Genomic DNA, 23,461 nt, shown 5'->3' with positions numbered 1-23,461 from the left:
GGATTTCAGGGATGGGACGAGGGTCCGACGGGATTTTCTTTCCCCCGCCGGCATTCGCGGAGCTGCCGGCAGACGGCAAGATCGGTCGGAAACGCCATGGGCGGAAGTCGGTCCAGGGGGAAAAAGCCAACCGCTGCGGCATCGGAGCCGGGCCGCATCGTTCCTGCCGGAGCCTCCCCCCAAAACCAGACGCCCACCGTCTGGCGGGATCGGTCGTGAAAGTTGGAATGAACGGCGAACACCGGGCCGACGGCCACCGAAAGTCCGGTTTCCTCCCGGAACTCCCGTACGGCCGCCGTCCGGATCTCCTCATCCCACTCGACATGGCCGCAGGGGATGCACCACAACCCCTCGCGGGAGCCGCTGCGGCGGACCAGAAGCAGGCGGTCCGCCTCGAGCAGGATCACCGCGACGCCGACGGTGGGGTTGCGGTAAAAGGTCTTTCCGCAGGGCGCACAGCACCGGCGCTCGTTCCGGCCGTCGCGGCAGCCCGCCAGCGCCGCCCCGCAGAACGGGCAGAACCTAAAAAGGCCAGAACTGGTTGTCATTCCATATCTTTTCCGTCAGCTCCCGGTCCATGTCCATCAGGATGGTCAGATGGCCGTTCTCCCAGTCCGAGAGCCACTCGTAGAGCTTCCGTTCCTCGGGCTCATCGGTTTCCCCGGCGCGCTCCGCGTAGAGTTTGATAGCGCGCTCTTCCATGGCCATGGCCGCCTGGATTGCGGCGGATTCGAATCCGGCGCTCTGAATTTTCTCTTTGAGGGCGTCGTTCAGGACCGCCGACGCCACGTTCGCCGTTGCCTTGGAGTAGGCCGCGTCCTTGAATTTCCCGCTCTCCCTGAAGGCCTTGTACTGGTCCGAAAGGATCTTGATGTGATAGTCCTCCTCCTCGGCCATGATCTCGAAAAACTGCTTGATGGCCGGGTTCGAAGACTGGGCGGCCGCGCTACGGTAAAAGGACTTTCCCCGCATCTCCAGCAGCATCGCACTCTTCAATATCTCTATTGCTCTGTTCTCTTGCATCCATGCCTCCTCGCACTCGGTATCGGGGCGTCCCGGCAGGCCCGCCCCCGGAAATGCCAATCGATTTGTCCGCATCCGTTTTCCAGGAAACGCCGGAAACGCGCTTCCTGTTTGTTCTTCGAATTACTTGAACGGCGTGTCCCAGAAGGTCCAATCCGCCGCATCGCCGGGGTAGCCGTAATCCTTGGCTGAACCGGAGTATCCCACGGCCCATCCAACTGCGTCCGGTGGGATGGTCAGGTTGCGGGTGAAACGCCAGGTTCCGGTTTCCCGTCCCATGGGGGCGGTGTAAATCCGACCCACGGCGATGACCTGACCGTCGGCGTTGAGATAATAGGCATCCAGGTAAAAGGAGAGCATGATGGGGAAGTTGTTGATGCTGCCCCGGAAATCAACGGTCCCGTTGACCGTCATGCCGTCGCCCTGGCGGACATACTCGTAGGAGAGGACCATGTCCCGGCCCACCCACGCCCCCGTATGGGGCCCGCCCTCATGGAGAGGCAGGCGCCGCTCCGGTTCAACCGTCCGCCCCACGCCCCGACTGAAGAGCTGACATCCGGCCAGAACGGCCGCCGCCGTCAGGATCCATACCAGAAACCTCGCGTTTTCGGCAATCCGTTTCATCACCCACCTCCCCCGCCATCTCTGAAAATGAAGCACTTCGAATGCTCAGAAACTGCTCCGCGTCGATATCCGTTAATATAGATTGCCGTCCGCACCCTGTCAAACCGCCCCGGCGGGCATCTGACCCGTTAACCAGGGGAATGCCGGTCATTTGTTCATTCCCCTTGCCCGGAACCGGCGCCCTCAGAGTCCAGATCATCGGGAAGCGCCCATCGAACGGGGCAGGACCCCTCGACGACAGCGGCAACATGACCATCGAAATAGACGTGCCGAACCCGGTATTCGGTTTCCTGATATCGCACCAACAGGCGTTGATCGTCCTGGATATGGGTCACGCGGCATTTCAGCAGATGGGCGATGCCGGCGCCGCCGATCTTGAGCACGGCCTCCTTGGCGGTCCAGAATCGAAAGAAGGATTCCGGCAGATCCGGATCCACCAGTCGCCATTCCTCCTCGCCCGCCGTCTTCGGCCTCAGGTGGACGTTATAGAGCCGGATCTTTTCAAGGTCGATGCCCACCGGCTCGGAGGAGAACACCCCGGCGACATAACGCGGCTTGTGGCTGATGGACCAGTATCCGCCGGGAAGAGGAAACGGACGGCCGGATGTCTCATTTTTCAGTTCACCCGGGAGCAGGATCACCCCCCGAAACCCGGCGGAGGCGATCAGTGCCCGCCGGGCGTATCTGCTGAGGAACCGGACCCGATCCCTCGGCGGAAGCGGGAGGTAATCATCCTCCGGCACCCGGAGGATCACCGGGCGCACGGCCGCTTCAGCCTTCGGTTTCATCGGCCGCCTTGAGGATCATCCGGCAGTCGGCCACCGTGGCCCCCCGACCCTGCTCGTGGACCAGGAGCGGGTTGATGTCCAGTTCCTGGATCTCGGGGTGGTTGACGACCATGTCCGATAGGCTGACCAGGAGCCGTTCGACCGTGGCCAGATCGGATTCCGGACGTCCCCGGAAGGCCTTTAGGAGCTTGTGGCCCTTGATCTTGCGCATCATCCGGCGGGCCTCGTTCCGACCGATGGGCGCCAGCCGGAACGACACGTCCTTGAAGACCTCGACGAAAATGCCGCCGAAGCCGTACATGATCAGCGGGCCGAAGATCGGATAGCGGTTCGCGCCCAGGATCACCTCCCGCCCGGGCTCGGCCATCTTCTGGATGAGCACCCCCTCGATCACCGCATCGGCGCTGTAGTTCCGTGCGCTTTCGACGATCCGGGCGAAGGCGCTCTCTACCGCCGCGGCATCCTTCAGGCCCACCTGGACCCCGCCGGCGTCGGACTTGTGGAGAATCTGGGGGGAAACGATCTTGAGGACCACCGGATACCCGATTCTGTCCGCGATGGCGGCCGCCTCGGCCTCGGTTTTGGCGAGTTCGGTGGGGAGCACGTCAAAACCGTAGCACGAAAGCAGGGTGAGGCCGTCGAGTTCCCCCAGCCGGGTCCTGCCGCTCGCAATACATTCCGCGATCATCCCGCGCGCACGATCGATATCATGGGTCAGGGTGAACTGGGCCAGGGACTGGCGGTTCAGCCACTGGGAATACCGGTACAGGGTACCGAAGGCCCGGGCCGCGCTTTCCGGGAACCGAAAGACCGGGATGCCGTTTTCCTGGAGGTGCTTCACCCCCGCCGAGACATCCACGATCCCCATGAAGCAGCAGAGGATCGGCTTGTGGGTGCGCCGGGCGATGCTGACCACCGCCTCGGCGGTGCCCAGGGCGTTGGTCATGGACTGGGGGGTCAGGATGACGAGGGCGCCGTCGACCCCTTCGTCCCGGATGACCGTCGCCAGGGCGTTTTCATACCGGTCCTGGGCTGCGTCGCCGATGACGTCCACCGGATTGTGGAGATTGGCCGCCGCAGGCAAATGGCTTGCCAGGGCCTCGATGGTGTCTTCCTTGAATTTGGCGAGCACAAGGCCCGAGGAGACGGTCATGTCCGTGGCCACGATCCCGGGGCCGCCCGCGTTGGTCACGATGGCCACGCGGTTGCCGTCGGGGACCTTCCTGCGGAACTTGCCCAGGGCCGACTGGTTCTTGTAGGCAAAGGTGCTGGCAAAATCGAAAAGATCGTTGATGGAGTCGACGCGGATGATGCCCGCCTGTTCGAAGATGCTGTCGTAGACCGCCTCGGAGCCGGCCAGGGCCCCCGTATGGGAGGCTGCGGCCTGGGCCCCGGCGCTGGTCCTGCCGGACTTGATCACCAGCACCGGCGTCGGCCGGTCGCCGGAGGTGATCTTTTTCACCTCTTCGATGAACTCGGGTCCGCGGCGCAGCTCCTCCAGGTAGATCATGATGACCTCGGTGTCGAAATCCTGGTGAAAATACCGGAGCAGGTCCAGCTCATCCACGTCGGCCTTGTTGCCGATGGAGATGAATTTGGAGAAGCCGAAATCCCGGTCCGCGGCAAAATCGAGGACGGCCGTGCACAGGGCGCCGCTCTGGGAGATGAACGAGATATTCCCGGCCTTGGGCATCCGGTTGGAAAAACTGGCGTTGAGGCTGACGTGGGCCAGCGGATTGATGACCCCCAGGCAGTTGGGGCCGATGAGTCGGATATCGGCCTTGCGGCACATCGCCACGATCTCGTCCTCCATCTCGCGCCCCGCCTTTCCGACCTCCCGGAAGCCCGCGGAAACGATGACGGCCCCTTTCACGCCCTTGTCGATGGCGTCTTCGATGGCCGCTCTGGCCGGTTTGGGGGGGAGGATGATCATGGCCAGGTCGACCGGATCCGGGATCTCCTTGATGGTGGGATAGGCCCGGACACTCAGAATCGATTTTGCTTTGGGGTTCACCGGGTAGAGAACACCGTTGAAACCGCCCCTCAGGATATTGGCGAAGATATCGTGCCCCACCTTCCCCGGTGTGGCCGAAGCCCCGACGACCGCAACGGACTGCGGGGAGAAGATTGCATCCAGCTTGTTCATGACGCGTCTTTCCTTTCCTGTATGTTGAGGGCTTCCTGGTAAATGAACTTTCTGGATACCCCGTATTTGCCAGCCAGCCGGCGGGAGATGCCTGACAGCCTGGCGCCCGGCTCCGCCAGGGCCGCTTCGATCTCCCGCCTCATTGTTTCATCCGAAGTCGCCCCGCCGTCCCCGCGGCCCGACACCAGGAAGGTGCATTCCCCTTTGATCTCTACCCGCGCCGCGAGGCGCCTCAGGATATCCGACAGCCGTCCCCGGATGAACTCCTCATGGGGCTTGGTCATCTCCCGGCACAGAACGGCCTCGCGGTCCCCCATGACGGCGGCGACCTCTTCGATGAGGGCCTTCATCCGCCGGGGGGACTCGTAGAAGATGAGGGTCCTGGGCTGGACTTTCAGGGCGTCCAGGGCCTCGGCCCGCTTTCCTTTCTTCCGGGGGAGGAATCCCACGAACACAAAGGAGTCCGTGGGCAGGCCGGACGCGGACAGGGCGCCGACGGCGGCGGACGGTCCGGGGATGGGGATGACCTGGATGCCGTTTTCCACCGCCGTTTTGACCAATCGATATCCGGGGTCCGAGAGGGTGGGGGTGCCGGCATCGGAGACCAGGGCCACGTCCTCCCCCCCGGCAAGGCGCGCCACAAGGGTCGAAACACGGTCGTCCTCGTTATGTTCATGGCAGGAGATGAGGGGTGCCCCGATATGGTGGTAGGAGAGCAGTCTCGCCGTATTCCGGGTATCCTCCGCCGCAATGACCTGAACCCGGTTCAGGACGCTGACGGCCCGGATCGTGATATCGTCCAGGTGGCCGATGGGCGTGGCGACAATATAGAGCTTCCCTGCGGGGGTCGTGGTTTTCATGGTGGATTATTCTGTAATGGCTTTTTGGAGCCATCCCTTTCGATCGAGGAGGTCCCAGGCGAGTCGGATATGCTTTTCCTGGAACATCTGCTTTCGACTGTTCCAGTCGTAGGTTTTGCTGACCGCCTCATCCGCTGTTCCGGCGCCCTCGCGCGTTGCAACCCAATGCACCGTGGAGAGAAGTTCCATACCGAAAGGGGTTTCGAAACCTTCAATGAGATCGACAACCCTTTGAAAATGGCTTCGGGTAGAACCATGATTTTCAAGAAAATTCTCTGCCTGCGGAAGAATCCCGGGAAGCAGGCTGATTTCCCGTTCCGGATTGTCTGCCGCATCGCCATAGCCGCTGATGAAATGCCCCTCCATGAGGTTCAGGACATGACGCAGGTTTCGGGCATACGGACCATAAGGTCCCTTGTGGTATTGGAGTTTCAACCCCTCTCCGGCCTCCTGCATAAAATACATCAATTTGTGGATCTCCAGGAGCGTCACAAAAGGATCCATGACCGCTGCAAGATAGCGGCGCATCAACACGAGCAGCGCCGCCCGCCCGACGGTCAACCCCGGCGCTTTCTTGGCATGGGCCATGTTTTCCGCAGGAGGCGCGCCCGTGGGTTCATAGAGCAGTACACGCACTTCCGGCAGATCCTGGAAAGCCGCCTCAATTCGCGCCCGGACATCCGCCCACCGCAAACCGCCAAGGCCGCAGCCTAAAGGGGGAATGGCAATGGATTGAAGGTCTCTTTTGCGCACTTCTTCAACCAGCGCACCAAGGCCGGCATCGATATCCGTCATCCGGCTCTTGCCTTTCCAGTGGCGTTTGGTTGGAAAGTTGATGACGTAGCGGGGATTGCCGATACGGTTAAGATCATAGACAAACATCTTGCCCGGCTGCAATCCCTTATTGTCACAAACGGCCTTATAACGCTTGAAATTTTCAGGAAATACTTTCTTGAACTGGAGGGCAATCCCCCGCCCCATGACGCCGACGCAGTTCACGGTATTCACCAGCGCCTCGGCATCTGCGCGCAGGATGTCGCCTTGCGTCAATTCAATCATGAATACCCCCTTGTATACTTAATAATACCAAGCCCTCTCGATGGTCACGAGCGGTTTATGCCGAACATTCCGGAGGATGCCGTCGACGTGATTGCGAATGACTTCATTCAAGACCCCGATTTTCTCCACCAGTCCCCAAGGGCAGGCATCATGGATCAAAAACTCGGCCTGCTTGCCTTCCTTGATCAGCGGATCACGAAAGTCGTTCGATGCGATCGCCTTCCAGTCGATTTTGTCCAAGTCACTTCGGTTGTTATGGAATTCAGCATAGTAGCTGCCGGCGTTCCGGTCTGAGAAAGCCCAGCACACCCCGTGCTGACGCGCCCAACTGACGGCTGCGCCCATATCCACCTGCAGATGCAGAACAGGCCCTTGTCCATCGCGATAATGAGTGAGATCCGGGTGATTTCCTTTGTAGAGAATATAAAGCATGATGGAGCGGGGGCAAAAATAGAAGGGCACATACTCGCCGACCCGGGTGCTGGGATGACACGACACATGTATTTCATGCAACCGACGCCGCTTGATTTCGGTCATCCCGATGGACGTCTGGCCACCCCCCTGCCCGACTCGCCGACCATCCGCCTCGATGCACCCGGCCTCAATGATGGAAACGAGGTTGTCGATATGGGTGATATGGTAGAGTTTCGGCTGAGCCGGCGATGTTGTCATTTGGATCTTGCTTATCCCGATCGCTGGTTTCTGACGCCCTCATTATGGATCAATTCGTCAAGCTGCTCAATCTGATCACTCAGTCTGATCGACAATGCATTCGGCTGCAGTTCGCAGGCATCTTTGACTATTTTCATAGGATGTTGGCACCTTGGGTGTCGGATTCAAAGGGACTGGCTTGATCACTTTTTCCCGGGATCAATCAAGGATGGATCTTTTTGCCTTCTTTTTTTTGTCACACCTTCCCCTACAAATCAATATCGGAAACGAGTTGAGGTCTGTTTGAGAGGTACTATTGAAGTCGAGGATTTTTATTCGGGTGCGGCTTTGTTGTGCAGCGGGGCCGAATCTCGGATGGGCCGGGAAGGAAGAGCGCCGAAGACCTCCCGGCAAAACACCGAAGGGCCTTCGGAGCTGTCTTGTGAAGGGGAGGATGCGATTTAGAGAAACGTCAGATACCGGTCGACCTCCCACGGGGTGACATGGCGCATGAACTCTCCCCACTCGGCCTTTTTCAGGCGGATGAACTCGTCCGCGATGGGGCCCAGGCCCGAACGGACCACGTCGTCCTGCTCCAGGGCCGTCACCGCCTCCATGAGGTTCTGGGGCAGGAGGATCATCCCCCGCTCCCGGCGCTGGTCATGGGGCAGGTTCCAGACGTTTTCCCCGATGATGGCATCCCCGGGGTCGATGCGGTTTTGGATGCCGTCCAGCCCCGCGGCGATATGGGCGGCCATGAGCAGGTAGGGGTTGACCATGGCCGAGGGGGAACGATCCTCGAACCGGTTGGGCGCCGGGCACCGGAAGAGCTGGGTCCGGTTGTTGTCGCCGTAGGAGGCGTATGCGGGCGTCCAGGTGTAGCCGGAGGTGGACGAGTAGACGAACTCTCCGCTCTGAATGCGCCGGTAGCAGTTGATATTGGGGGATGCCACGGCCGTGATGGCCCGGACGTGCTTGAGCAGCCCGCCCACGTAATGGATGGCGGTATCCGAGAGGCCGAGCCCCTTGAGGTCCCTGCTGCCGCCGTTCAGGGGGAACAGGTTCCTGCCGGTCTCGGCATCGGCGACGTGGAAATGGAGATGGGCGCCGGAGCCGGTCTTGGTGTCAAAGGGTTTAGCCATGAAGGTGGCGGTGGCGCCGTATCTGACGGCCACCTGGCCCGCCATCATACGGAAACGGACGAGACGGTCGGCCGATTCCAGGGCCGGGGTCCACCCGAAGTTGATCTCGTACTGGCCGTTGGCGTCCTCGTGGTCGCTCTGGTAGATCTCAAATCCCATCTCGTTGCCGTAGCGGATGATGTCCTGAAGGTAGTCCATGGTCTGGCACATCCCCCTGAAATCATAGCAGGGTTTGGTCAGGGTGTCGATGCCCAGGGGATCCCAGGGCCTGAGGGAGCCGTCGGGCTTCCGCTGCACCAGGAAATGCTCGGGTTCAAACCCGCCGTTCAGGGCATACCCCGCCTCGGCGAACAGATCGATCATCCGCTTGAGGTTGGTTCGGGGGCAATAGGGCCACGGCTCGCCGTCAACATAAATGTCGCAGGAGGCCACGGCCACGTTGGGCCGCCAGGGAAGCCTGCAGTAGGTGTCGAGATCGGTACGACCCATCAGGTCATGGTGCTCCGGCCCCTGGCCCATCCCCCATACGGCGGCACCCGCAAAGCCCGCGCCGCCGGTCGCCAGGTCGTCAAAACAGTCCAGGGGAACCTGCTTGACCTTGGGACAGCCGTGGATGTCCACGAACTGGGCCAGGATGAATTCCACGCCCTGGGCTTTCAGCGCCTCCCGAATTTCATCCCGTCTGCTTTCACTGGTGGCGGAACCCCGCATTGAAACTATCTTGTTCATGGTGTGCTCCCTGTTCTCTGTTTTCGGATATTTTATGTGGATGCTATTTGTTTTCATTCATCCCGCCGGACAACACGGCCGGATCTCGCGGGTCAAAATCTTTCCTGAATGCCGGCCGGATGGCCCGGTCACGGCAGCCGATCTAAAACCCCTCCCGCCTGCTCTGGCCTGATGTCAGGGGAATCCCCAGTGCCCGGCAGGTTGCCAGGGTGATGGCCCGCATGTCCTCGGGCTCCAGGTTGTGGACGTTGGTCTTGCCGGTGCACCGGGCGATGATGGCCGTCTCCTGGGACGCGGCCTGGATACAGTGGATCATCGATTCCCGGAGACGGTCCACGTCCAGTTGCTCCGGAAAGGTCATCGTCCCCCCGTCCGGCACGCCGCCGGCGGCAAACCCCATGGCGGCGCCGATCACCGAGGCCGTGCAGTTCATGGCCAGGGCCTTGGCGACGTCGGTCCCCGAACGCATGCCGCCGAAATGGACCAGGGCGATTTCCTCCTCCATGTTCATTTCCCGGAGCAGGCGGACGGCATCGCGCATGACGGTCAGATCGGGCGTGGCCGTGAGTTCGACCCAGGGCCGGTCGATGCCGCCGCAGGCATCCAGGACGAGAAGATCCAGTTCATGGTCCAGGGCATAGGGAAGGGCATCGGCCAGGTCCGGCCCCTTCACGGCCAGCCCCAGAAGCTGGCCGGGGTGAAGGCGGGTCATCTCCACCGGCTTAAAGCCGCCAGCGGGCACGAAGATGAGCCCGGCCGCCGCAGGGTCCGGTCGGTCGCCATCGCAGAGGAGCTGGAGCCATGGAAAACCGCGGTCTAAACCATCTCCGGCCGGGAGGGGGAGTCTGCCGACATATCCGCAGCCGGTGGCGGAGAGGGCGCCCGCCAGGGCCAGCCGGACCTCCCGGGGCGCTGCGTCGAATCCGGAAACCAGAAACGGCTGATCCATTTCCACGGCCCGCGCTGACGGGGGATGCCCGCCGATCTCGATGGTGCGTGAAATCCGGGTCCGCGTGAGGCACTCCTCCCGGTAGGGATCGATCACGAGGCGCGTCAGGGCCGCGGAAAGAAAAACCACATCATCCAGGTGGGCCGGCCGCGACTCGGGGAAGGGGTTCTCCCGGGGCGCCGACAGGACCCTGAGAATCTCCCGCTGGCCGCCTTCAACCGAAACATCGGTTTCGGCCATGGCCCGGATGAGCCGGAAGGATTCCCTGGGGAAATTGGCCGTACCGGTCTCCTTCGTCTCTTTTGCCACGGCCTGCGGGATCGGGGCCTTGACCGCCATGCGCTTTCGATATTCCGGCGCATAGGGCAGCCGGGTCAATTCGGCCGCCTCGGGGGTGAGGGCCACCAGGTCGCTTCTCTTGAGCTGCCTGACCTCCGAATACCCCAGGGCGCGGGTCACGGCCGCGAGCTGGAAGCGGATCGACTCGAGAAAGGCGTGCATCCTCGCGGCCTGTTTTTCCACGTCAAATTTTTCGACCCGGTCGGGGGCCTGGGTGGCGATGCCCATGGGGCAGTTCCCCGAGCTGCAGTCCATGCAGCCGATGCATCCTCCGGCGATCAGCATGGAGGTCCCGATCCCCACGGCCGTGGCCCCCAGGGCGATGGCCTTGGCCGCGTCGAGGCCGCTCTGGATGCCGCCCATCACCACGATGGGCAGGCGGCCCGCGGCATCGATCTCGGCGAGCCCGTCCAGGGCCTCCATGAGGGCCGAGATCGTGGGAATGCCGACATATTCGGCCACTTCACTGCCGGCTGCGCCCGTTCCCCCCTGCAGGCCGTCCAACTCGACGAAATCGAGGCCGTCCTTCAGGGCGATCTTGACATCGTCCCGGGTCCGGCCCGCCCCGAGCTTGATGGACACCGGCAGCCGCCATCCCACGGCCTCGCGGAATTCCTGCACCTTCATGATCAGGTCGTCGCCACCCAGGATGTCGGGATGCCGCGACGGCGAGCGTAGGTCCATCCCCTCGGGAATGCCCCGCATCTCGGCGATCTCCCGGGTCAGCTTGGAGGCCATGAGCTGGCCGCCCAGACCCGGTTTGGCGCCCTGGGAGATATAGATCTCGAGGCCGTCGGACCGCTTCATGTCGTGGATGTTCCACCCCAGACGGCCGGAGAGGCACTGGGCGATGAGCTGTCGGGCCTCGGCCCGCTCCACCGAGTGCATCCCGCCCTCCCCCGTGTTTTCCGAAATCCCGGAAAGGCGCGAGGCGATCCCCAGGGCCACCTTCATGCGGGGGCTCAAGGCGCCGAAGCTCATGGGCGCGATCATGACCGGCATGCTGAGGTCCAGGGCCCGGGCGCCGTGCTTGTCACCGATCAGGGTGCGCAGGTTGACCCGTGAGACCGGATCCGCCTCTCCGGATGCGACCGAAAGGTCCGTCCGGAAGGCGATGTCCGAGAAATGGGGCACATGCCGCGCGGTGCCGAACCCCCGGACCCGGTAGCGGCCGATGACGGACTTGACCTGGATGTCCTCCACCGTCTTCTCATTCCAGTACGGGGCCGTGCTGCCCGAGAATTTGGGAAACGGAATGGTCCGCTTTTTCGGTTCGGGGATGCCGTACCGCAGCTCCCTGCCGGCGCAGACGACCTTCTTGAAACGCCCTTTGAACGAGAGCCCGTAGCGGTCTAAAAAGGCCATGACGCTTTCCGTCTCCTCGCCCGCGGGATCGACGATCCTGGCGTCGTTGCCCAGGGACTCGATCCTGCCGCCCACGAAGATCTCTCCTCCGGCCATGTCCTCGCCGACCTTCAGGCCCGAATCCCCCAGGATGATCATCCGGCCGCCGTACATCATGTATCCGGCCATGAAGGACGAGTTGCCGCCGCAGCAGAGGGTCCCCTTCTTCATGACCTGCCCCGCCCGGGACCCCATGTTGCCGCGGACCACCACCTCCCCGCCCCGGAGGGCCTCGCCGGCGAGGGCGCCGGCATTGCCGCCCACCACGACGGCCCCCGAGAGCATGTTGTCGCCGACCCCCCAGCTCACATTTTTTTCCACCGTAATCTGCGGCCCGTCGGTGAGCCCCCCGCAGAAATACCCGGCCGATCCGTGAATCCGGACGCTCACGGGGTTGGTGAGCCCCACGGCGATGTAATGGCGGGCGTCCGGATTGATGATGTCGATATCCCTGTGGACCGCGCCGTATCCCCGGATGACCTCGTTGGCCGTTCGAATCGGCATCCCGGATAAATCGATGGTTGCCATGGCGTGTGCCTCTCCTCTAAATGGATCTGGACCAGAGCCCGAAGGTGAGCGGGGCAGGTTCCGTGGTTGCAAGGGCCCGCCCGGGAAAAAGGCGGTTGATCCCCACCTCTTCGGACGAGATGATGATCATGTCGTCGTCTTCATACTTGACCATGGGTTTGGCCGCCAGCTTGTCCTTGGCGTAGCCGATGGCCTCCTTCGTGGCGACCAGGTAGGAAAAGGTCCCGTCCAGGTCCGACAGGGAGGTCTTGAGGGCATCCTCCAGGCTTGCCCCCGTGCTCATCCGGTAGGCGAGATAGACGGCGATGAGCTCCGTATCGTTTTCCGTCTGGAAGGTCATGCCCCGACGCTCCAGTCGACGCCGCATGATCCAGTAGTTGGTGATCTGCCCGTTGTGGACCGTGGCGATGTCGGCGAAGCCGCAGGCCCAGAAGGGGTGGGAGGTGTCCGGATGAACCCCCGACTCGGTGGCGAGGCGGATGTGTGCGATGCCGTGGGCGCCGTTGAAATCGCCGATGCCGTACCGGGAGGCCAGGCCCACCGGCTGCCCCACGTCCTTGATGATGTCGAGGCTTTCGCCGATGGAGACGAGCTTGACCTGCCGCTCGATGGCGCGGGTCAGAGCGAGGAGATCGCCGGAGAATCGGGCCGTCACGCCGATGGTGCACCCCAGGGGCGCCGTATCGATGACATCGGCGCCCCGGGCCGCGAGGACCCTCCGGATCTTTGCGGTCTCACTCCCGGCGTCTGTCTCCCCCGGGATGAAAAACCGCATGCGCAGCCGGCCCGGCACAGGCTCCCGGTAGAGTGCCCAGCCCGCCGAATCGGGGCCCCGGTGCAGCGTCGCGTCCAGAATCCGGGTGAGGGCCTCCCCCGTGGACAGGTTCAGATCCCCCCGGCCGCCGTTTTTAAACAAAATCCCTGCAATGGCGCACATTGTCCTGCTCCTATGATCCTATGCGTGAGTTGGGTTCCGCGCCGCCCCTGGTTCCGCCCCCCTGAGGGGAGGCGCCCGGAAGCCTGATGCGACGGCTTCCGGACGGATGCGCGGCGCGACGCATCAATAGCTGTGGCGGTCGACCTGCAGCCCGGAATAGGCTTCGTTGCCGTGCTCCTCGATATCCAGGCCGGTCTCCTCTTCCTCGGCCGTCACCCGGAGCCCAACCGTATGCTTGAGGGCGAGGAAGAGGGCCATGCCGCAACCGAACGACCAGACAAAGCCCACGCCGATGCCGGTAAGCTGGGCCATGAGGACCGTCAAACTGAACTTTTCGACGCCGAAGAAGGCATAGGCCAAGGTTCCCCAGGCGCCGCAGACGCCGTGGACGCTGACGCAGCCGACAGGGTCGTCGACCTTCAGGAAACGCTCGATGCAGATGACGCTGAAGACCACCAGGACTCCCGCCACCAGGCCGATCATAAGGGCGCCGAAGACGTTGAAGACATCCACCCCCGCACAGATGGCCACCATGCCGGCAAGAAAACCGTTGACGGTCATCCCCAGGTCCGGCTTTTTGGCGTAGAACCAGATGGCGGCCATGGCGCCGATCCCGCCTGCTGCGCCGGCAATGTTGGTCATGACCGCGATGCGGGCCAGGTTGCCGTCGAAGGTCGTCGTGCTGCCCGGATTGAACCCGAACCAGCCCAGCCAGAGGATGAAGCCGCCGATGACGGCAAAGGGGAGGTTGTGTCCGGGGATGGCCTTGGGGTTGCCCTCGGCGTCGAACTTACCGACCCTGGGGCCGATGACGATGGCGCCGGCCAGGGCGATCCATCCGCCGATGGAATGAACCACCGTGGAGCCCGCGAAATCATAAAATCCGACGCCCAGAAGGCCTTCGAGCCAGCCGCCGCCATCCAGCAGGCTCCCCCAGGCCCAGCTGCCGAAGACCGGGTAGATCACCGCGCAGATCACGACGCTGTAGATCAGGTAGCTGGTGAACTTGCAGCGTTCCGCCACGCCGCCGGACACGATCGTCGCAGTGGTCGCCGCAAAGACGCACTGAAACAGCCAGAAGGCAAACCCCCACTGGGTTGCGGCCGTCTTCCCGAGAAAGAAGAGGGATTCATCGGGACCGGCGAACATGATGTGGAAGCCGATGACCAGGAAGGCAACGGTGCCGATGCAGAAGTCCATGATGTTTTTCATCATGATGTTGACGGCGTTCTTGGCCCGGGTGAAGCCCGACTCCACCATGGCAAACCCCGCCTGCATGATGAAAACGAGAAAGGCGGCAATGCAGGTCCAGAGCACGTCGCCCCGATACTGGAGGATTTCTATATCCGAGAGGTAGCGGGCAATGGAAACCGTCTCGGTTTTGCCTGCCACCGACACCTCGACATCCTCGGAAATCGGCGTTGTCTCGTCCCGGTAGGCGCCGGAGACCGGCAATTCCTTTCGAATCTCGTCCTGGGTTTTGCCTTTCAGCAGGGCTTCGGGAACCGTTTCAAGGGCTTTTGTCAGGGCGGCCGGTTCTTCCGCAGAGGCAGGCGAAGGTCCGCCGGCTGCTGTGATGAGAATGATGGCTGCCGCCATCCAAACCGTGGTAAGCATGATCCATGTGGGGCACGCGAAAAAACGCTTCATTTTGTCATCCTCCTATCCTTCGATTGAATGTGTTGTAGTGTGATCGCTCGTAAACTTCGTCAGATGGCGCTTTCACCGCTCTCCCCGGTTCGAATACGCGTGACCGATTCCACCGGCCAGACAAAAATCTTGCCGTCCCCCACCTTGCCGGTGTAGGCGCTTTTGGTGATGACATCGATGACCTGGTCCGCCATGCTCTCGCTGACCACCACATCCAGCTTGATCTTGGGAACGAAATCGATCTGGTATTCAGCCCCGCGGTAGACCTCCCTGTGGCCCCGCTGCCGCCCGAATCCCCTCACCTCCGTCACGGTCATGCCCTTGACGCCGATCTCGTTCAGGGCGTATTTGACCTCTTCCAGTTTGAATGGCTTGATGACCGCCTGGATCTTCTTCATGTCCCGCCTCCCTTGGTTGCCGAATTTGACGGCCCCCGATTTGGACCGTTCCACAAGTCCGTTTGCCATGCCGTGCGCATCTCTGTCGCTGCGACGATCGATAATCCTCTCTGTCGGAAGCACACAGCAAAGCCCGTACCAGTGCATCTCACCGCCTCGTTATATCCGGACAACAATCTATATTTAATAGAATATATTTTATTCTCAAATAATCTTCATGGGCCGCCCGAAACCCATAGTCTTTAGAAGGAAGACAAATTTGTTGCAATTTTTTTATTACCTGACATTTATGTTATTTTATGCCGCGAGAGATCTCCATGGGAAAAGAGCGTGCGAAAGGAGTTGATGCGATGGGTTCAGGACGGAATCACAGACAGTTTTGGGTGACAGGGAATTCTCTTGAAAAGAAGGGCGGGAGGCCTAAAAAAAAGCCGGGCGCTGAGGCCCGGCTTTCGGTGTAACGATGAACCTGGAAGAATGATACAGGCCGCGGCTATCCGCGCCACTCGGTATCGTCGACGGTGGTTTTGAAATCGGCCTCGACCACCTCGGGCAGCGCCTTGTCGCGGGTCGCCGCAATGTCCGCAGGCGACGGTTCTCCCACGAAGATCAGGCGGTTCCTCGGACATTTCTGGCAGGCCTCCATGATATCGAGGGTGCAATCCGCATCCCAGTGCTCGTAATCGATGGTCGGAAGGTTGTTCTCGATCTTGAACAGATCGGATTTTTTGGCGCAGGCCTTGCATCCGATGCACCCCACCTCGCAGACGGCCATGACCTCCTTGCCCGCGTCCTTGTTGGAACAGCCGACCGCGAGGATCTGGGACCGCTTGAAGGGCGTGATGGTGATGATGTTTCTCGGACAGACGCTGCCGCAGGCGCCGCACCCGATGCATTTGTCGTAATCCACGGTGGCCAGGCCGTCGATGACGTGAATGGCGTCGTACTTGCAGGCCCGGGTGCAGTCCCCGAAGCCCAGGCACCCGTAAGTGCAGGCCTGGACCCCCGCCACCATGTTGGCGGCTTGGCAGGTCATTTCGCCCCGGTAGGGCGTCCGCCCCTTGCGATCGGCATAGCGGGCGCCGCAGTGGACGATGGGCCGCTGGGGAAAGCTCTCCCCCACCTCGATACCCATGATGGCCGCCACGCCGGCCGCGCACGCGGCCCCGCCCACCGGGCACTTGTCCACGGGGACCCCGCTGAGGACGACGGCCTCTGCGTAATCGCCGCACCCCACAAACCCGCACCCGCCGCAATTGGCGCCCGGGAGCGTCCCGATAATGGCTTCGATCCTCGGATCGACCTTGACATAGAAGGCCTTGCTGGCCCATCCCAGTATATAACTGATAACAACCGCCATACCGAAAAGCGTCGTGGCGGAAAGACCTATGGTTACCAAATTCATAACACCCTCTCACGTGTTTGAAATTTATGGATCAATTGCTTTTTTCCCGCACCTATTGGTTTGCTTCCGCGCTGTCTGCGGCGGGTGCGGGCTGAACCTGAGCCGCGACCGCGGGTTCCGGCATCATCGCCTTTCGGAGACCGGAATCCACGCCGGTGAATCCCATGAATCCCATGGCCAGGATGCCGGCTACGATCAGGGTGATGGCCACCCCCTGAAAAGGTTTGGGAACATCGCACAGGTCCAGTTCCTCCCGGATCCCGGCCATGATGACGATGGCGATGGTGAAGCCGATGCCGCCGCCCACGGCGAGGACCAGGCTCCGGCCCAGGTCCCAGGCGTCGGCCGGATTGTCGACGCCCACGATCTTGGACATGATGATGAGGCAGGCGAAGAGGATCGCGCAGTTGGTCGTGATCAGGGGCAGATAGACCCCCAGGGCCTTGTAGAGGGGCGGAAAGAACTTCCGGACGTACATCTCCACGAACTGCACCGAAGAGGCGATGGCGAAGATGTAGACGATGTAGCTCAGGATGGTCAGATCCACGGCGGCGGCGGCCTCGGGCGTCATGAACCCGCCCGCCACCCATACGGTCAGGGCCGCGCCCGGCATGAGGACGAAGGTCGTGATGGTCCAGCAGATCAGGGCCGCGATGGCGATGACGAAGACGACGGCGCACCCCATCCCGAATGCCGTGCTGATCCTGCGGGACACGCCCACGAACGGGCAGCATCCCACGAAATAATAGAGGACAAAATTGTTGATCAGTGCGGCGACGACGCCGATCAGAAATATATCGATGATATAGCTAATCATGGTTTACCCCCTGTTGGCCTTTCCCGGCCGCCGGTCGCTGTACCAGTTGACGAGCCCCAGAAGCAGTCCGAAGGTCAGAAACGCGCCCGGCGGCAGCACCATGATGACCCAGTCCGACCAGACGGCCGGGAGCACCCGGATACCGAAAAGCATGCCCGTCCCCAGGATCTCCCGGACCGCGGCGATGCTGCAGAGGGCCAGGCAGAACCCGAGGGACTGGCCGATGGCGTCGGCGCCGGCGGCGACCACGCCCTGTTTCGACGCGCAGACTTCGCACCGGCAGATGATGATGCAGTTGACGATGATGAGCGGAATATAGGGCCCCAGGACCTTGCTCATCTGATACATATAGGCCGCCAGCGCGCGGTCCGCGATGGTGACGAACGTGGCGATGGTCAGCGTGAAGACGACGATCCGGAGATGCGGTTTCAGGAGATTTCGGATCAGGCTGGTCATCACGTTGGCGCAGAAGAGAACAAACGCCACTGCGGCGGACATGGTGATGGCGGCCTTGAGGCCGTTGGTCACCGCAAGTGTGGGGCAGAGGCCCAGAATCTGGCGGTACACCGGATTTTCCGGCAGGATCCCCTGAACAAAACGCTCCATTGCTGTGGGTTGATCGGCCATGTGTTAATTCCCCCCCGATCCCTTGGCGCTGAGCGGCCCTTTCAGGTCCGCCACGGCCGTGTTGATGATGTCGGTCACGCTCCTGGACGAAATGGTGGCGCCGGTCACGGCGTTGATTTCGTTGGGGGCGCCGGTATTGCCGCCCTTGACGACGGTCATTTGCTGGCCGGTTCCCTTGCCGGTGAACTGCCCGCGCCATTCGTCGGTGACGATCTTGTTGCCGAGGCCCGGGGTCTCCTTCTGTTCGAGGACAAAGATCCCCGTGATCTTCTCAGCCTTTGGATCCAGCCCCAGGAGCAACTCGATCTTGTCGGCATACCCCGCTCCGGCGGCCTTGACGACCCATCCCAGCCGGTCGGCGCCTTTTCGGGCCTCAAATACGTTGTAGGTGCTCTGCTTTCCCGGCTTCTGCACGACGATGCTTTCGGGCAGGGCTTCCAGGGTCTCCCCCGCTTCGGCCATTTTCAGGGCGGCTTCTTTTCCCATCACCAGTTCCGGGACCTTCTCCCGGGTTTCGTTGAGCTTGTTGGTCTCAATCTTGGGGCCCAGGTTCATCTGCACGCCGGCAAGCGAGGACCCAAAGCAGAGGGAAAGAAAGAGCACCAGCCATGCCTGCAGGATATTGCTGTTCTTGAGCCGCGCAAACGCGCCGGGCCGCATCGGTTCCATGGGTTCTATGGGTTTCATGATCTCCAATCCTATTTTGCGCCAAGGGGTCTGGGAATGGTCCAGCGATTGATCAGGGGCGTGATGCCGTTCATGAGCAGCACCGCAAACATGACGCCTTCCGGATATCCGCTGAAGATTCTGAGCAGCATGATGAATGCGCCGACGCCGATGCCGAAAATGAGCTTGCCTTTCGGGGTGAGCGGGCTGCTGGCCGGATCTGTGGCGATGAAAAACGCGCCGAACAGGAGCGAGCCGCCCAGAAGGTGATGGAGAACGGTCCACTCAGACCCGGGCTGAAGCAGGTTGGCGATCCCGCCGATCACCACCGCCGCCCCGATGACCCCCGCCGGGATCTCCCAGGAGGCGGTCCGCCGGATGCAGAGATAGATCCCACCGATGAGGCATGCCGGGGCGCTGGTCTCCCCCAGGGAGCCGTTGGTGAGCCCCCAGAAGAGGGCGGAGATCGATGCGACGCCGCCGCCCTGCTTGAATGTGTCCATGGGCGTCGCCTGGGTGATGGCGTCGACGGCACTGGTCACATCCTGATACCCGGACGCCCCCAGGAAGGTCGCAAAGGAGATCATGACAAAGGCCCGCCCGACCATGGCCGGGTTGAAGATGTTCATCCCCAGGCCGCCGAAGATGATCTTCCCGATGCCGATGGCGATGATGGAGGCGATCACCCCCACGAACCACGGGGCCGTGCCCGGCAGCGACAGCGCCAGGATCACCCCGGTGACCGCCGCGGAAAAATCCCACAGGGTCAGGGATTTTCCCCGCATCCGGGTGAAGGCCGCCTCGGCCAGAAGGCAGGTCGAGACACAGATGACCAGCTGCCTGACCGCATACATCTGAAAAACGTAGATCGCCATGCCGACCACCGGCGCCAGCGCGATCAGCACATCCAGCATCATCTGCCTGGTGGACGTGGAGGTGCTGGACAGGTGGGGCGAGGGCGCCACGTGGATCGACGGTGCGATCCCTTCCGCAGCCGATAGTGCTATTGCTTTATCTTTCGCCATAGAAAATTACCTTTGAGGGAAATCCCCGGATTGAGTTGATTGAACCATCCTTATTTCTTGCTTGCCCCGATCACGACCGCCTTGCCGGTGCGCACCAGTTGAACGATGGGAATCTGCGCCGGGCAGATGTAAGCGCAGGAGCCGCACTCGAAACAGGCCATGATGCTGTACATCTGCGCCAGGTCGACGTCTTTCTTGCGGGAGGCCAGCGCCAGCTTGCTGGGAACCAGGTTCATCGGACAGGCGTCCACGCAGCGGCCGCACCGGATGCAGTTGGTTTCCGCCTCCCGCTTCAGGTCCGCGTGGGTGAGCACGGTGATGCCGCTGGTGCCCTTGGTCACGGGCGTTTCCATGTCGGAGAAGGCGAAGCCCATCATGGGGCCGCCGGCCACGATCCGGGCCGCATCCGCCGTCAGCCCGCCGCAGTAGTCGATCAGATCCCCCATGCGGATCCCCATGGGCACCAGCAGGTTTTTCGGGTTCCGGATCCCTGCGCCGGTCACCGAGACGACCCGATGGGTCAGGGGCTTCCCCCTCAGCACCGCGCGGGCCACGACGGCGGCCGTGCTGACGTTGCTCACCGCCACGCCCACGTCGAGGGGCAGGCCGCCCAGCGGCACCGCGCGCCCCGTAGCCGCAAGGATCAACTGTTTTTCACTCCCCTGGGGGTATTTTGTTTTGAATACCGCAATCCGGATGCCGGTTCCGGCGGCGGCTTTCTGGAGCGCCTCAACAGCCTTCGGCTTGTTGTCCTCGACGCCGATGATGATGTCCCGGGCGTGGGTGACCTGACCCAGCAGGAGCGCCCCCGTGATGATCGGTTCGGGGGCCTCGATCATCATCCGGTAATCGGACGTAAGATACGGCTCGCATTCACACCCGTTGATCATGACGGTATCGATGGGCTTTTTATCGTTGGGGACGTATTTGACGTGGGTCGGGAATGTCGCGCCGCCCAGGCCGACGACGCCGGCGTTCTGGATGGCGTCGACAATCTCCTTGTCGCCGTATCTGGCAAGCCCCTCCCGCGGCCAGTCCCCGCCGAAGTTCTCGTCCCACAGGTCCCTGCCGCTCAACTGCTCGCCCTCCGCCTTGATGGGCATGGCCGCAACATGACGGCCGTTCGGGAGCGTGGTGGTCCCGACCTTGGCAACCTTGCCCGCGATCGGGGAATGGATCGGCGCCGACACAAAGCCGCCCGCATCGGCGATCCTGTCGCCCATGGCAACCGACGCCTTGGCCTTGACGGACGGTTTGCCGGGCGCCCCCACATTCTGCAGCAGGGGGATCACGACCTTATCCGGCGGCGGCATGACCTCGATGGCCGCATTTTCCGCGAACGCTTTTCTCTCGGGGGGATGCACACCGTGAGGGAATGTGCCGCCGCTCCCAAAAAATTTGAAATTGAACCCCATAGCGACTCCTTAAAAAACTTTGCCAAAAGCGTGCGCCTTTGGCTTCGTCCCGGTGATGAACTCGACAGCGAATTCTTTACGTTTTTAGCACGTTGGATATACAATAAAAATATCCATGTCAAGCGAGAAAATTGCAGCTTCATCTCATAAATAAAATAAATTCCGTTCAGAAAAATATTCCGCCGGACTTCCGCATTTAACCCCTCGCAATCAAAGCCTTCCTGATTCATCTTCAGGTATTGTTTGACGTTTCGCCCCGCCGCCTGTAGGAGATGAAACATCTGTAACCCGACACCGGAGAAGAACCTCAACCCATGAGCCATCCATCGATCCATCTTGCCGCAAACACCCTCCCCGACGCCAACGCCGGACAGGGCGTCCTCCTTTTTCTCAAAGCCCCGATAAAAGGCGGGGTGAAAACCCGCCTCGCCCGCACCATCGGTCCGGACGCGGCCCTTGAGATGTATCGCAGTTTTGTCCTGGACGCCCTTTCCATGCTCAAAAGAGCCGGCCGGCCCGTCATCATCTGTTATACCCCCGGGAAGGCAAAAAAGGCCGTCGCTGAGTGGCTTTCCGGGCATGACCCCTTCTGGCCCCAGACGGGGACGGACCTGGGGGAACGCATGGCCGCCGCCTTTGCAAGGGCGTTTTCAGAGAATTACGGCCGGGTACTCCTGATGGGAACGGACATTCCGGGCCTCCCGGCATCGCTCATTCAGGAGGCCTTTGACGCCCTGGCCCGGCATCCAGCAGTCATCGGGCCTGCTCTGGACGGCGGCTATTATATGATCGGCTTCACGAAGTCCGGCTTCTCCCCCGGCTGTTTCCAGGGCATCGACTGGAGCACGCCTATGGTGTTTGCGCAAACCATGGAAAGGATGCGCCTGAACGGCGTGTCTTGCCATATCCTTCCCGAATGGCGGGACATCGATGACGGGGAAGACCTAAAAGACCTCATGTCCCGGAAGGAAGACCTTCGGCTCCACGCACCGCTGACGCTCGAATTTCTGGAATCCCCGAGGCTGCCGTCCGCCTCGGCCGCTTCCAATTGATTAAAGCCGACGGATGTGCTACATGGCAATTCATTTCTTGTAAAGATTCAAGGCGAAAGGATGAAAAATGGTTCATGATACGGATGCCCCCCCGGGGGATGCGGATAACCCAAATATCCAGGTATATTCGCTCAGCACCTGCAGTCACTGCAAACTGACCAAACAGCTTCTGGCGGAATGCACCGTCAAGTATGACTTTGTGGACGTAGACCTGCTCGAAGGGGACGAACGGAAGGCCATCATCGAGGATGTGAAAAAATTCAATCCCCGGTGCTCGTTCCCGACCATCATCATCGGTAAAAAGGTGATCGTGGGCCACAAGGAAAAGGAGATCAAGGAGGCGCTGGGAATGTGATGGACGCTGAAAAACTTTACGAACAGCTAAAAGGGATTCAGGAAGCCAAGGGGTTCTACTTCAACAAGGACAAAGCGCGAACCCGTGAGCTTCTGGAAGGGCTCCTCCAGAACAAGGCGCGTTACGGGTACATGGTCTGTCCGTGCCGCCTGGCTTCGGGAGACCGGGAAAACGACAAGGACATTATCTGCCCCTGCATTTACCGGGCTCCGGATGTCGCGGAGTTTGGCAGCTGCTATTGCAATCTGTATGTTTCGCAGGCGTGGAACGAGGAAAAAATCCCCCGGGAATACGTCCCCGAGCGCAGGCCTCCTGAAAAAATGGTATTCTAGCCTACGGCGCCATGCCGCTCATCCGGGCCAGGGCCGGCATCAGCGCCTGGGTCCCGAGGCGCTTGCCGCCGTCGGCCATCACCATGTGGTAGAGCTGCTCGACAAGGGCAAGCCCGGGGAGGGCGATGTTCATGCGGCGCGCCTCATCCAGAGCGATCCCCATGTCCTTGACAAAATGCTCGACGAAAAATCCCGTATCGAACTCCTTCCGTAAAATCCTCGGCGCCAGGTTGTCCAGGGACCAGCATGCCGCCGCGCCGCCGGAGATACTGGAGAGCATGGTCTCGAGGTCCAGGCCGGCCCGGGTGCCGTAAATCAGGCATTCACACATTCCGATCATGGTGCCCGCGATCATGATCTGATTGCACATCTTGGCATGCTGCCCCGCCCCGGCGCCCCCCTGATGCACGACCTTCCGCCCCATGATGTCGAACAGGGGCCGGATGCTGTCGAATGCCTCCCGGGTGCCGCCGACCATGATGGACAGGCGGGCCTCCCGCGCCCCGACGTCTCCGCCCGACACGGGCGCGTCCAGGGCGC

The 23,461-nt window shown here is 61.6% G+C and carries 23 protein-coding genes; 3 read left to right on the top strand and 20 right to left on the bottom strand.

Translation table 11 applies throughout. From position 1 onward, the window contains the following. Positions 1–5: 5 nt before the first annotated feature. The 19 genes from ACEW8N_RS21505 to rsxC form a co-directional block, all read right to left on the bottom strand. Positions 6–548, bottom strand: coding sequence for an NUDIX hydrolase (locus ACEW8N_RS21505; RefSeq protein WP_373501928.1), 543 nt, complete (start codon positions 546–548; stop codon positions 6–8). Next, the gene (locus tag ACEW8N_RS21500; RefSeq protein WP_373501927.1) at positions 523–1,023 is read right to left on the bottom strand and encodes a ferritin family protein; all 501 of its coding nucleotides are present in this window, start codon (positions 1,021–1,023) and stop codon (positions 523–525) included. Before ACEW8N_RS21500 ends, ACEW8N_RS21505 begins: the two co-directional genes overlap by 26 nt. Positions 1,024–1,146: 123 nt before the next feature. Further along, on the bottom strand, positions 1,147–1,647 hold the full coding sequence (locus ACEW8N_RS21495; protein WP_373501926.1) for a hypothetical protein: 501 nt from the start codon (positions 1,645–1,647) through the stop codon (positions 1,147–1,149). Between the two features lie 155 nt (positions 1,648–1,802). Then, on the bottom strand, positions 1,803–2,435 hold the full coding sequence (locus ACEW8N_RS21490; protein WP_373501925.1) for a 4'-phosphopantetheinyl transferase superfamily protein: 633 nt from the start codon (positions 2,433–2,435) through the stop codon (positions 1,803–1,805). Further along, complete coding sequence (locus ACEW8N_RS21485; protein ID WP_373501924.1) at positions 2,419–4,581, bottom strand: acetate--CoA ligase family protein; 2,163 nt, start codon at positions 4,579–4,581, stop codon at positions 2,419–2,421. The genes ACEW8N_RS21490 and ACEW8N_RS21485 overlap by 17 nt, the downstream gene beginning before the upstream one ends. After that, positions 4,578–5,441: a 16S rRNA (cytidine(1402)-2'-O)-methyltransferase gene (rsmI, locus tag ACEW8N_RS21480; protein WP_373501923.1), complete on the bottom strand. Its 864-nt coding sequence runs from the start codon at positions 5,439–5,441 to the stop codon at positions 4,578–4,580. The genes ACEW8N_RS21485 and rsmI overlap by 4 nt, the downstream gene beginning before the upstream one ends. Before the next feature lie 6 nt (positions 5,442–5,447). Next, positions 5,448–6,500, bottom strand: coding sequence for a macro domain-containing protein (locus ACEW8N_RS21475; RefSeq protein WP_373501922.1), 1,053 nt, complete (start codon positions 6,498–6,500; stop codon positions 5,448–5,450). An 18-nt stretch (positions 6,501–6,518) separates the two neighbouring features. Further along, positions 6,519–7,172 (bottom strand): DUF4433 domain-containing protein, encoded by a 654-nt coding sequence (locus tag ACEW8N_RS21470; RefSeq protein ID WP_373501921.1) that lies wholly within the window; start codon positions 7,170–7,172, stop codon positions 6,519–6,521. A gap of 440 nt (positions 7,173–7,612) precedes the next feature. Further along, the gene (gene glnT, locus ACEW8N_RS21465) at positions 7,613–9,022 is read right to left on the bottom strand and encodes a type III glutamate--ammonia ligase (RefSeq protein ID WP_373501920.1); all 1,410 of its coding nucleotides are present in this window, start codon (positions 9,020–9,022) and stop codon (positions 7,613–7,615) included. A 142-nt stretch (positions 9,023–9,164) separates the two neighbouring features. Continuing rightward, positions 9,165–12,242, bottom strand: a complete 3,078-nt coding sequence (locus tag ACEW8N_RS21460) for a glutamate synthase-related protein (protein WP_373501919.1) — start codon at positions 12,240–12,242, stop codon at positions 9,165–9,167. A gap of 16 nt (positions 12,243–12,258) precedes the next feature. Next, positions 12,259–13,179, bottom strand: a complete 921-nt coding sequence (locus ACEW8N_RS21455; RefSeq protein ID WP_373501918.1) for an amidophosphoribosyltransferase — start codon at positions 13,177–13,179, stop codon at positions 12,259–12,261. A gap of 123 nt (positions 13,180–13,302) precedes the next feature. Then, positions 13,303–14,829, bottom strand: a complete 1,527-nt coding sequence (locus ACEW8N_RS21450; RefSeq protein WP_373501917.1) for an ammonium transporter — start codon at positions 14,827–14,829, stop codon at positions 13,303–13,305. Positions 14,830–14,888: 59 nt separating this feature from the next. Continuing rightward, on the bottom strand, positions 14,889–15,227 hold the full coding sequence (locus ACEW8N_RS21445) for a P-II family nitrogen regulator (protein ID WP_373501916.1): 339 nt from the start codon (positions 15,225–15,227) through the stop codon (positions 14,889–14,891). 493 nt (positions 15,228–15,720) lie between these two features. Continuing rightward, on the bottom strand, positions 15,721–16,632 hold the full coding sequence (locus ACEW8N_RS21440) for an RnfABCDGE type electron transport complex subunit B (RefSeq protein ID WP_373501915.1): 912 nt from the start codon (positions 16,630–16,632) through the stop codon (positions 15,721–15,723). A gap of 52 nt (positions 16,633–16,684) precedes the next feature. Further along, the gene (locus tag ACEW8N_RS21435) at positions 16,685–17,449 is read right to left on the bottom strand and encodes an electron transport complex protein RnfA (protein WP_373501914.1); all 765 of its coding nucleotides are present in this window, start codon (positions 17,447–17,449) and stop codon (positions 16,685–16,687) included. Between the two features lie 3 nt (positions 17,450–17,452). Further along, entirely contained in the window at positions 17,453–18,076 is a 624-nt protein-coding gene (gene rsxE / locus ACEW8N_RS21430; RefSeq protein WP_373501913.1) for an electron transport complex subunit RsxE, read from the bottom strand. Positions 18,077–18,079: 3 nt separating this feature from the next. Then, positions 18,080–18,763, bottom strand: a complete 684-nt coding sequence (locus ACEW8N_RS21425; RefSeq protein ID WP_373501912.1) for an FMN-binding protein — start codon at positions 18,761–18,763, stop codon at positions 18,080–18,082. Between the two features lie 11 nt (positions 18,764–18,774). Then, complete coding sequence (locus tag ACEW8N_RS21420; protein ID WP_373501911.1) at positions 18,775–19,767, bottom strand: RnfABCDGE type electron transport complex subunit D; 993 nt, start codon at positions 19,765–19,767, stop codon at positions 18,775–18,777. Between the two features lie 50 nt (positions 19,768–19,817). Next, on the bottom strand, positions 19,818–21,182 hold the full coding sequence (gene rsxC / locus ACEW8N_RS21415; protein ID WP_373501910.1) for an electron transport complex subunit RsxC: 1,365 nt from the start codon (positions 21,180–21,182) through the stop codon (positions 19,818–19,820). A 314-nt stretch (positions 21,183–21,496) separates the two neighbouring features. Between rsxC and ACEW8N_RS21410 the strand changes: the two genes are divergently transcribed. From ACEW8N_RS21410 to ACEW8N_RS21400, 3 genes are all read left to right on the top strand, one after another. After that, positions 21,497–22,234, top strand: a complete 738-nt coding sequence (locus ACEW8N_RS21410; RefSeq protein ID WP_373501909.1) for a TIGR04282 family arsenosugar biosynthesis glycosyltransferase — start codon at positions 21,497–21,499, stop codon at positions 22,232–22,234. A 67-nt stretch (positions 22,235–22,301) separates the two neighbouring features. Then, on the top strand, positions 22,302–22,589 hold the full coding sequence (locus ACEW8N_RS21405) for a glutaredoxin family protein (protein WP_373501908.1): 288 nt from the start codon (positions 22,302–22,304) through the stop codon (positions 22,587–22,589). Beyond that, positions 22,589–22,921 carry a ferredoxin-thioredoxin reductase catalytic domain-containing protein gene (locus ACEW8N_RS21400; protein WP_373501907.1) on the top strand — a complete coding sequence of 111 codons (333 nt, stop codon included), beginning with the start codon at positions 22,589–22,591 and terminating at the stop codon, positions 22,919–22,921. Before ACEW8N_RS21405 ends, ACEW8N_RS21400 begins: the two co-directional genes overlap by 1 nt. A 1-nt stretch (position 22,922) precedes the next feature. On the opposite strand, the gene ACEW8N_RS21395 is transcribed toward ACEW8N_RS21400, so the two are convergent. Beyond that, positions 22,923–23,461, bottom strand: a 539-nt coding sequence (locus tag ACEW8N_RS21395; protein WP_373501906.1) for an NAD(P)-dependent oxidoreductase, incomplete at its 5' end; no start/stop codon positions are given.

The organism is Desulfococcus sp. (assembly GCF_041737845.1).
In the GTDB taxonomy this organism is placed as follows: Bacteria; Desulfobacterota; Desulfobacteria; order Desulfobacterales; family Desulfococcaceae; genus Desulfococcus.
The sequence above is the reverse complement of the archived record's forward strand: the minus strand, read 5'-3'. Positions and strand labels throughout refer to the sequence as shown.

Bases quoted from the DNA above. Each gene is read 5' to 3' on its own strand.
- ACEW8N_RS21505 (WP_373501928.1), bottom strand. From the start codon at position 548: ATGACAACCAGTTCTGGCCTTTTTAGGTTCTGCCCGTTCTGCGGGGCG.
- ACEW8N_RS21500 (WP_373501927.1), bottom strand. From the start codon at position 1,023: ATGCAAGAGAACAGAGCAATAGAGATATTGAAGAGTGCGATGCTGCTG.
- ACEW8N_RS21495 (WP_373501926.1), bottom strand. From the start codon at position 1,647: ATGAAACGGATTGCCGAAAACGCGAGGTTTCTGGTATGGATCCTGACG.
- ACEW8N_RS21490 (WP_373501925.1), bottom strand. From the start codon at position 2,435: ATGAAACCGAAGGCTGAAGCGGCCGTGCGCCCGGTGATCCTCCGGGTG.
- ACEW8N_RS21485 (WP_373501924.1), bottom strand. From the start codon at position 4,581: ATGAACAAGCTGGATGCAATCTTCTCCCCGCAGTCCGTTGCGGTCGTC.
- rsmI (WP_373501923.1), bottom strand. From the start codon at position 5,441: ATGAAAACCACGACCCCCGCAGGGAAGCTCTATATTGTCGCCACGCCC.
- ACEW8N_RS21475 (WP_373501922.1), bottom strand. From the start codon at position 6,500: ATGATTGAATTGACGCAAGGCGACATCCTGCGCGCAGATGCCGAGGCG.
- ACEW8N_RS21470 (WP_373501921.1), bottom strand. From the start codon at position 7,172: ATGACAACATCGCCGGCTCAGCCGAAACTCTACCATATCACCCATATC.
- glnT (WP_373501920.1), bottom strand. From the start codon at position 9,022: ATGAACAAGATAGTTTCAATGCGGGGTTCCGCCACCAGTGAAAGCAGA.
- ACEW8N_RS21460 (WP_373501919.1), bottom strand. From the start codon at position 12,242: ATGGCAACCATCGATTTATCCGGGATGCCGATTCGAACGGCCAACGAG.
- ACEW8N_RS21455 (WP_373501918.1), bottom strand. From the start codon at position 13,179: ATGTGCGCCATTGCAGGGATTTTGTTTAAAAACGGCGGCCGGGGGGAT.
- ACEW8N_RS21450 (WP_373501917.1), bottom strand. From the start codon at position 14,829: ATGAAGCGTTTTTTCGCGTGCCCCACATGGATCATGCTTACCACGGTT.
- ACEW8N_RS21445 (WP_373501916.1), bottom strand. From the start codon at position 15,227: ATGAAGAAGATCCAGGCGGTCATCAAGCCATTCAAACTGGAAGAGGTC.
- ACEW8N_RS21440 (WP_373501915.1), bottom strand. From the start codon at position 16,632: ATGAATTTGGTAACCATAGGTCTTTCCGCCACGACGCTTTTCGGTATG.
- ACEW8N_RS21435 (WP_373501914.1), bottom strand. From the start codon at position 17,449: ATGATTAGCTATATCATCGATATATTTCTGATCGGCGTCGTCGCCGCA.
- rsxE (WP_373501913.1), bottom strand. From the start codon at position 18,076: ATGGCCGATCAACCCACAGCAATGGAGCGTTTTGTTCAGGGGATCCTG.
- ACEW8N_RS21425 (WP_373501912.1), bottom strand. From the start codon at position 18,763: ATGAAACCCATAGAACCCATGGAACCGATGCGGCCCGGCGCGTTTGCG.
- ACEW8N_RS21420 (WP_373501911.1), bottom strand. From the start codon at position 19,767: ATGGCGAAAGATAAAGCAATAGCACTATCGGCTGCGGAAGGGATCGCA.
- rsxC (WP_373501910.1), bottom strand. From the start codon at position 21,182: ATGGGGTTCAATTTCAAATTTTTTGGGAGCGGCGGCACATTCCCTCAC.
- ACEW8N_RS21410 (WP_373501909.1), top strand. From the start codon at position 21,497: ATGAGCCATCCATCGATCCATCTTGCCGCAAACACCCTCCCCGACGCC.
- ACEW8N_RS21405 (WP_373501908.1), top strand. From the start codon at position 22,302: ATGGTTCATGATACGGATGCCCCCCCGGGGGATGCGGATAACCCAAAT.
- ACEW8N_RS21400 (WP_373501907.1), top strand. From the start codon at position 22,589: ATGGACGCTGAAAAACTTTACGAACAGCTAAAAGGGATTCAGGAAGCC.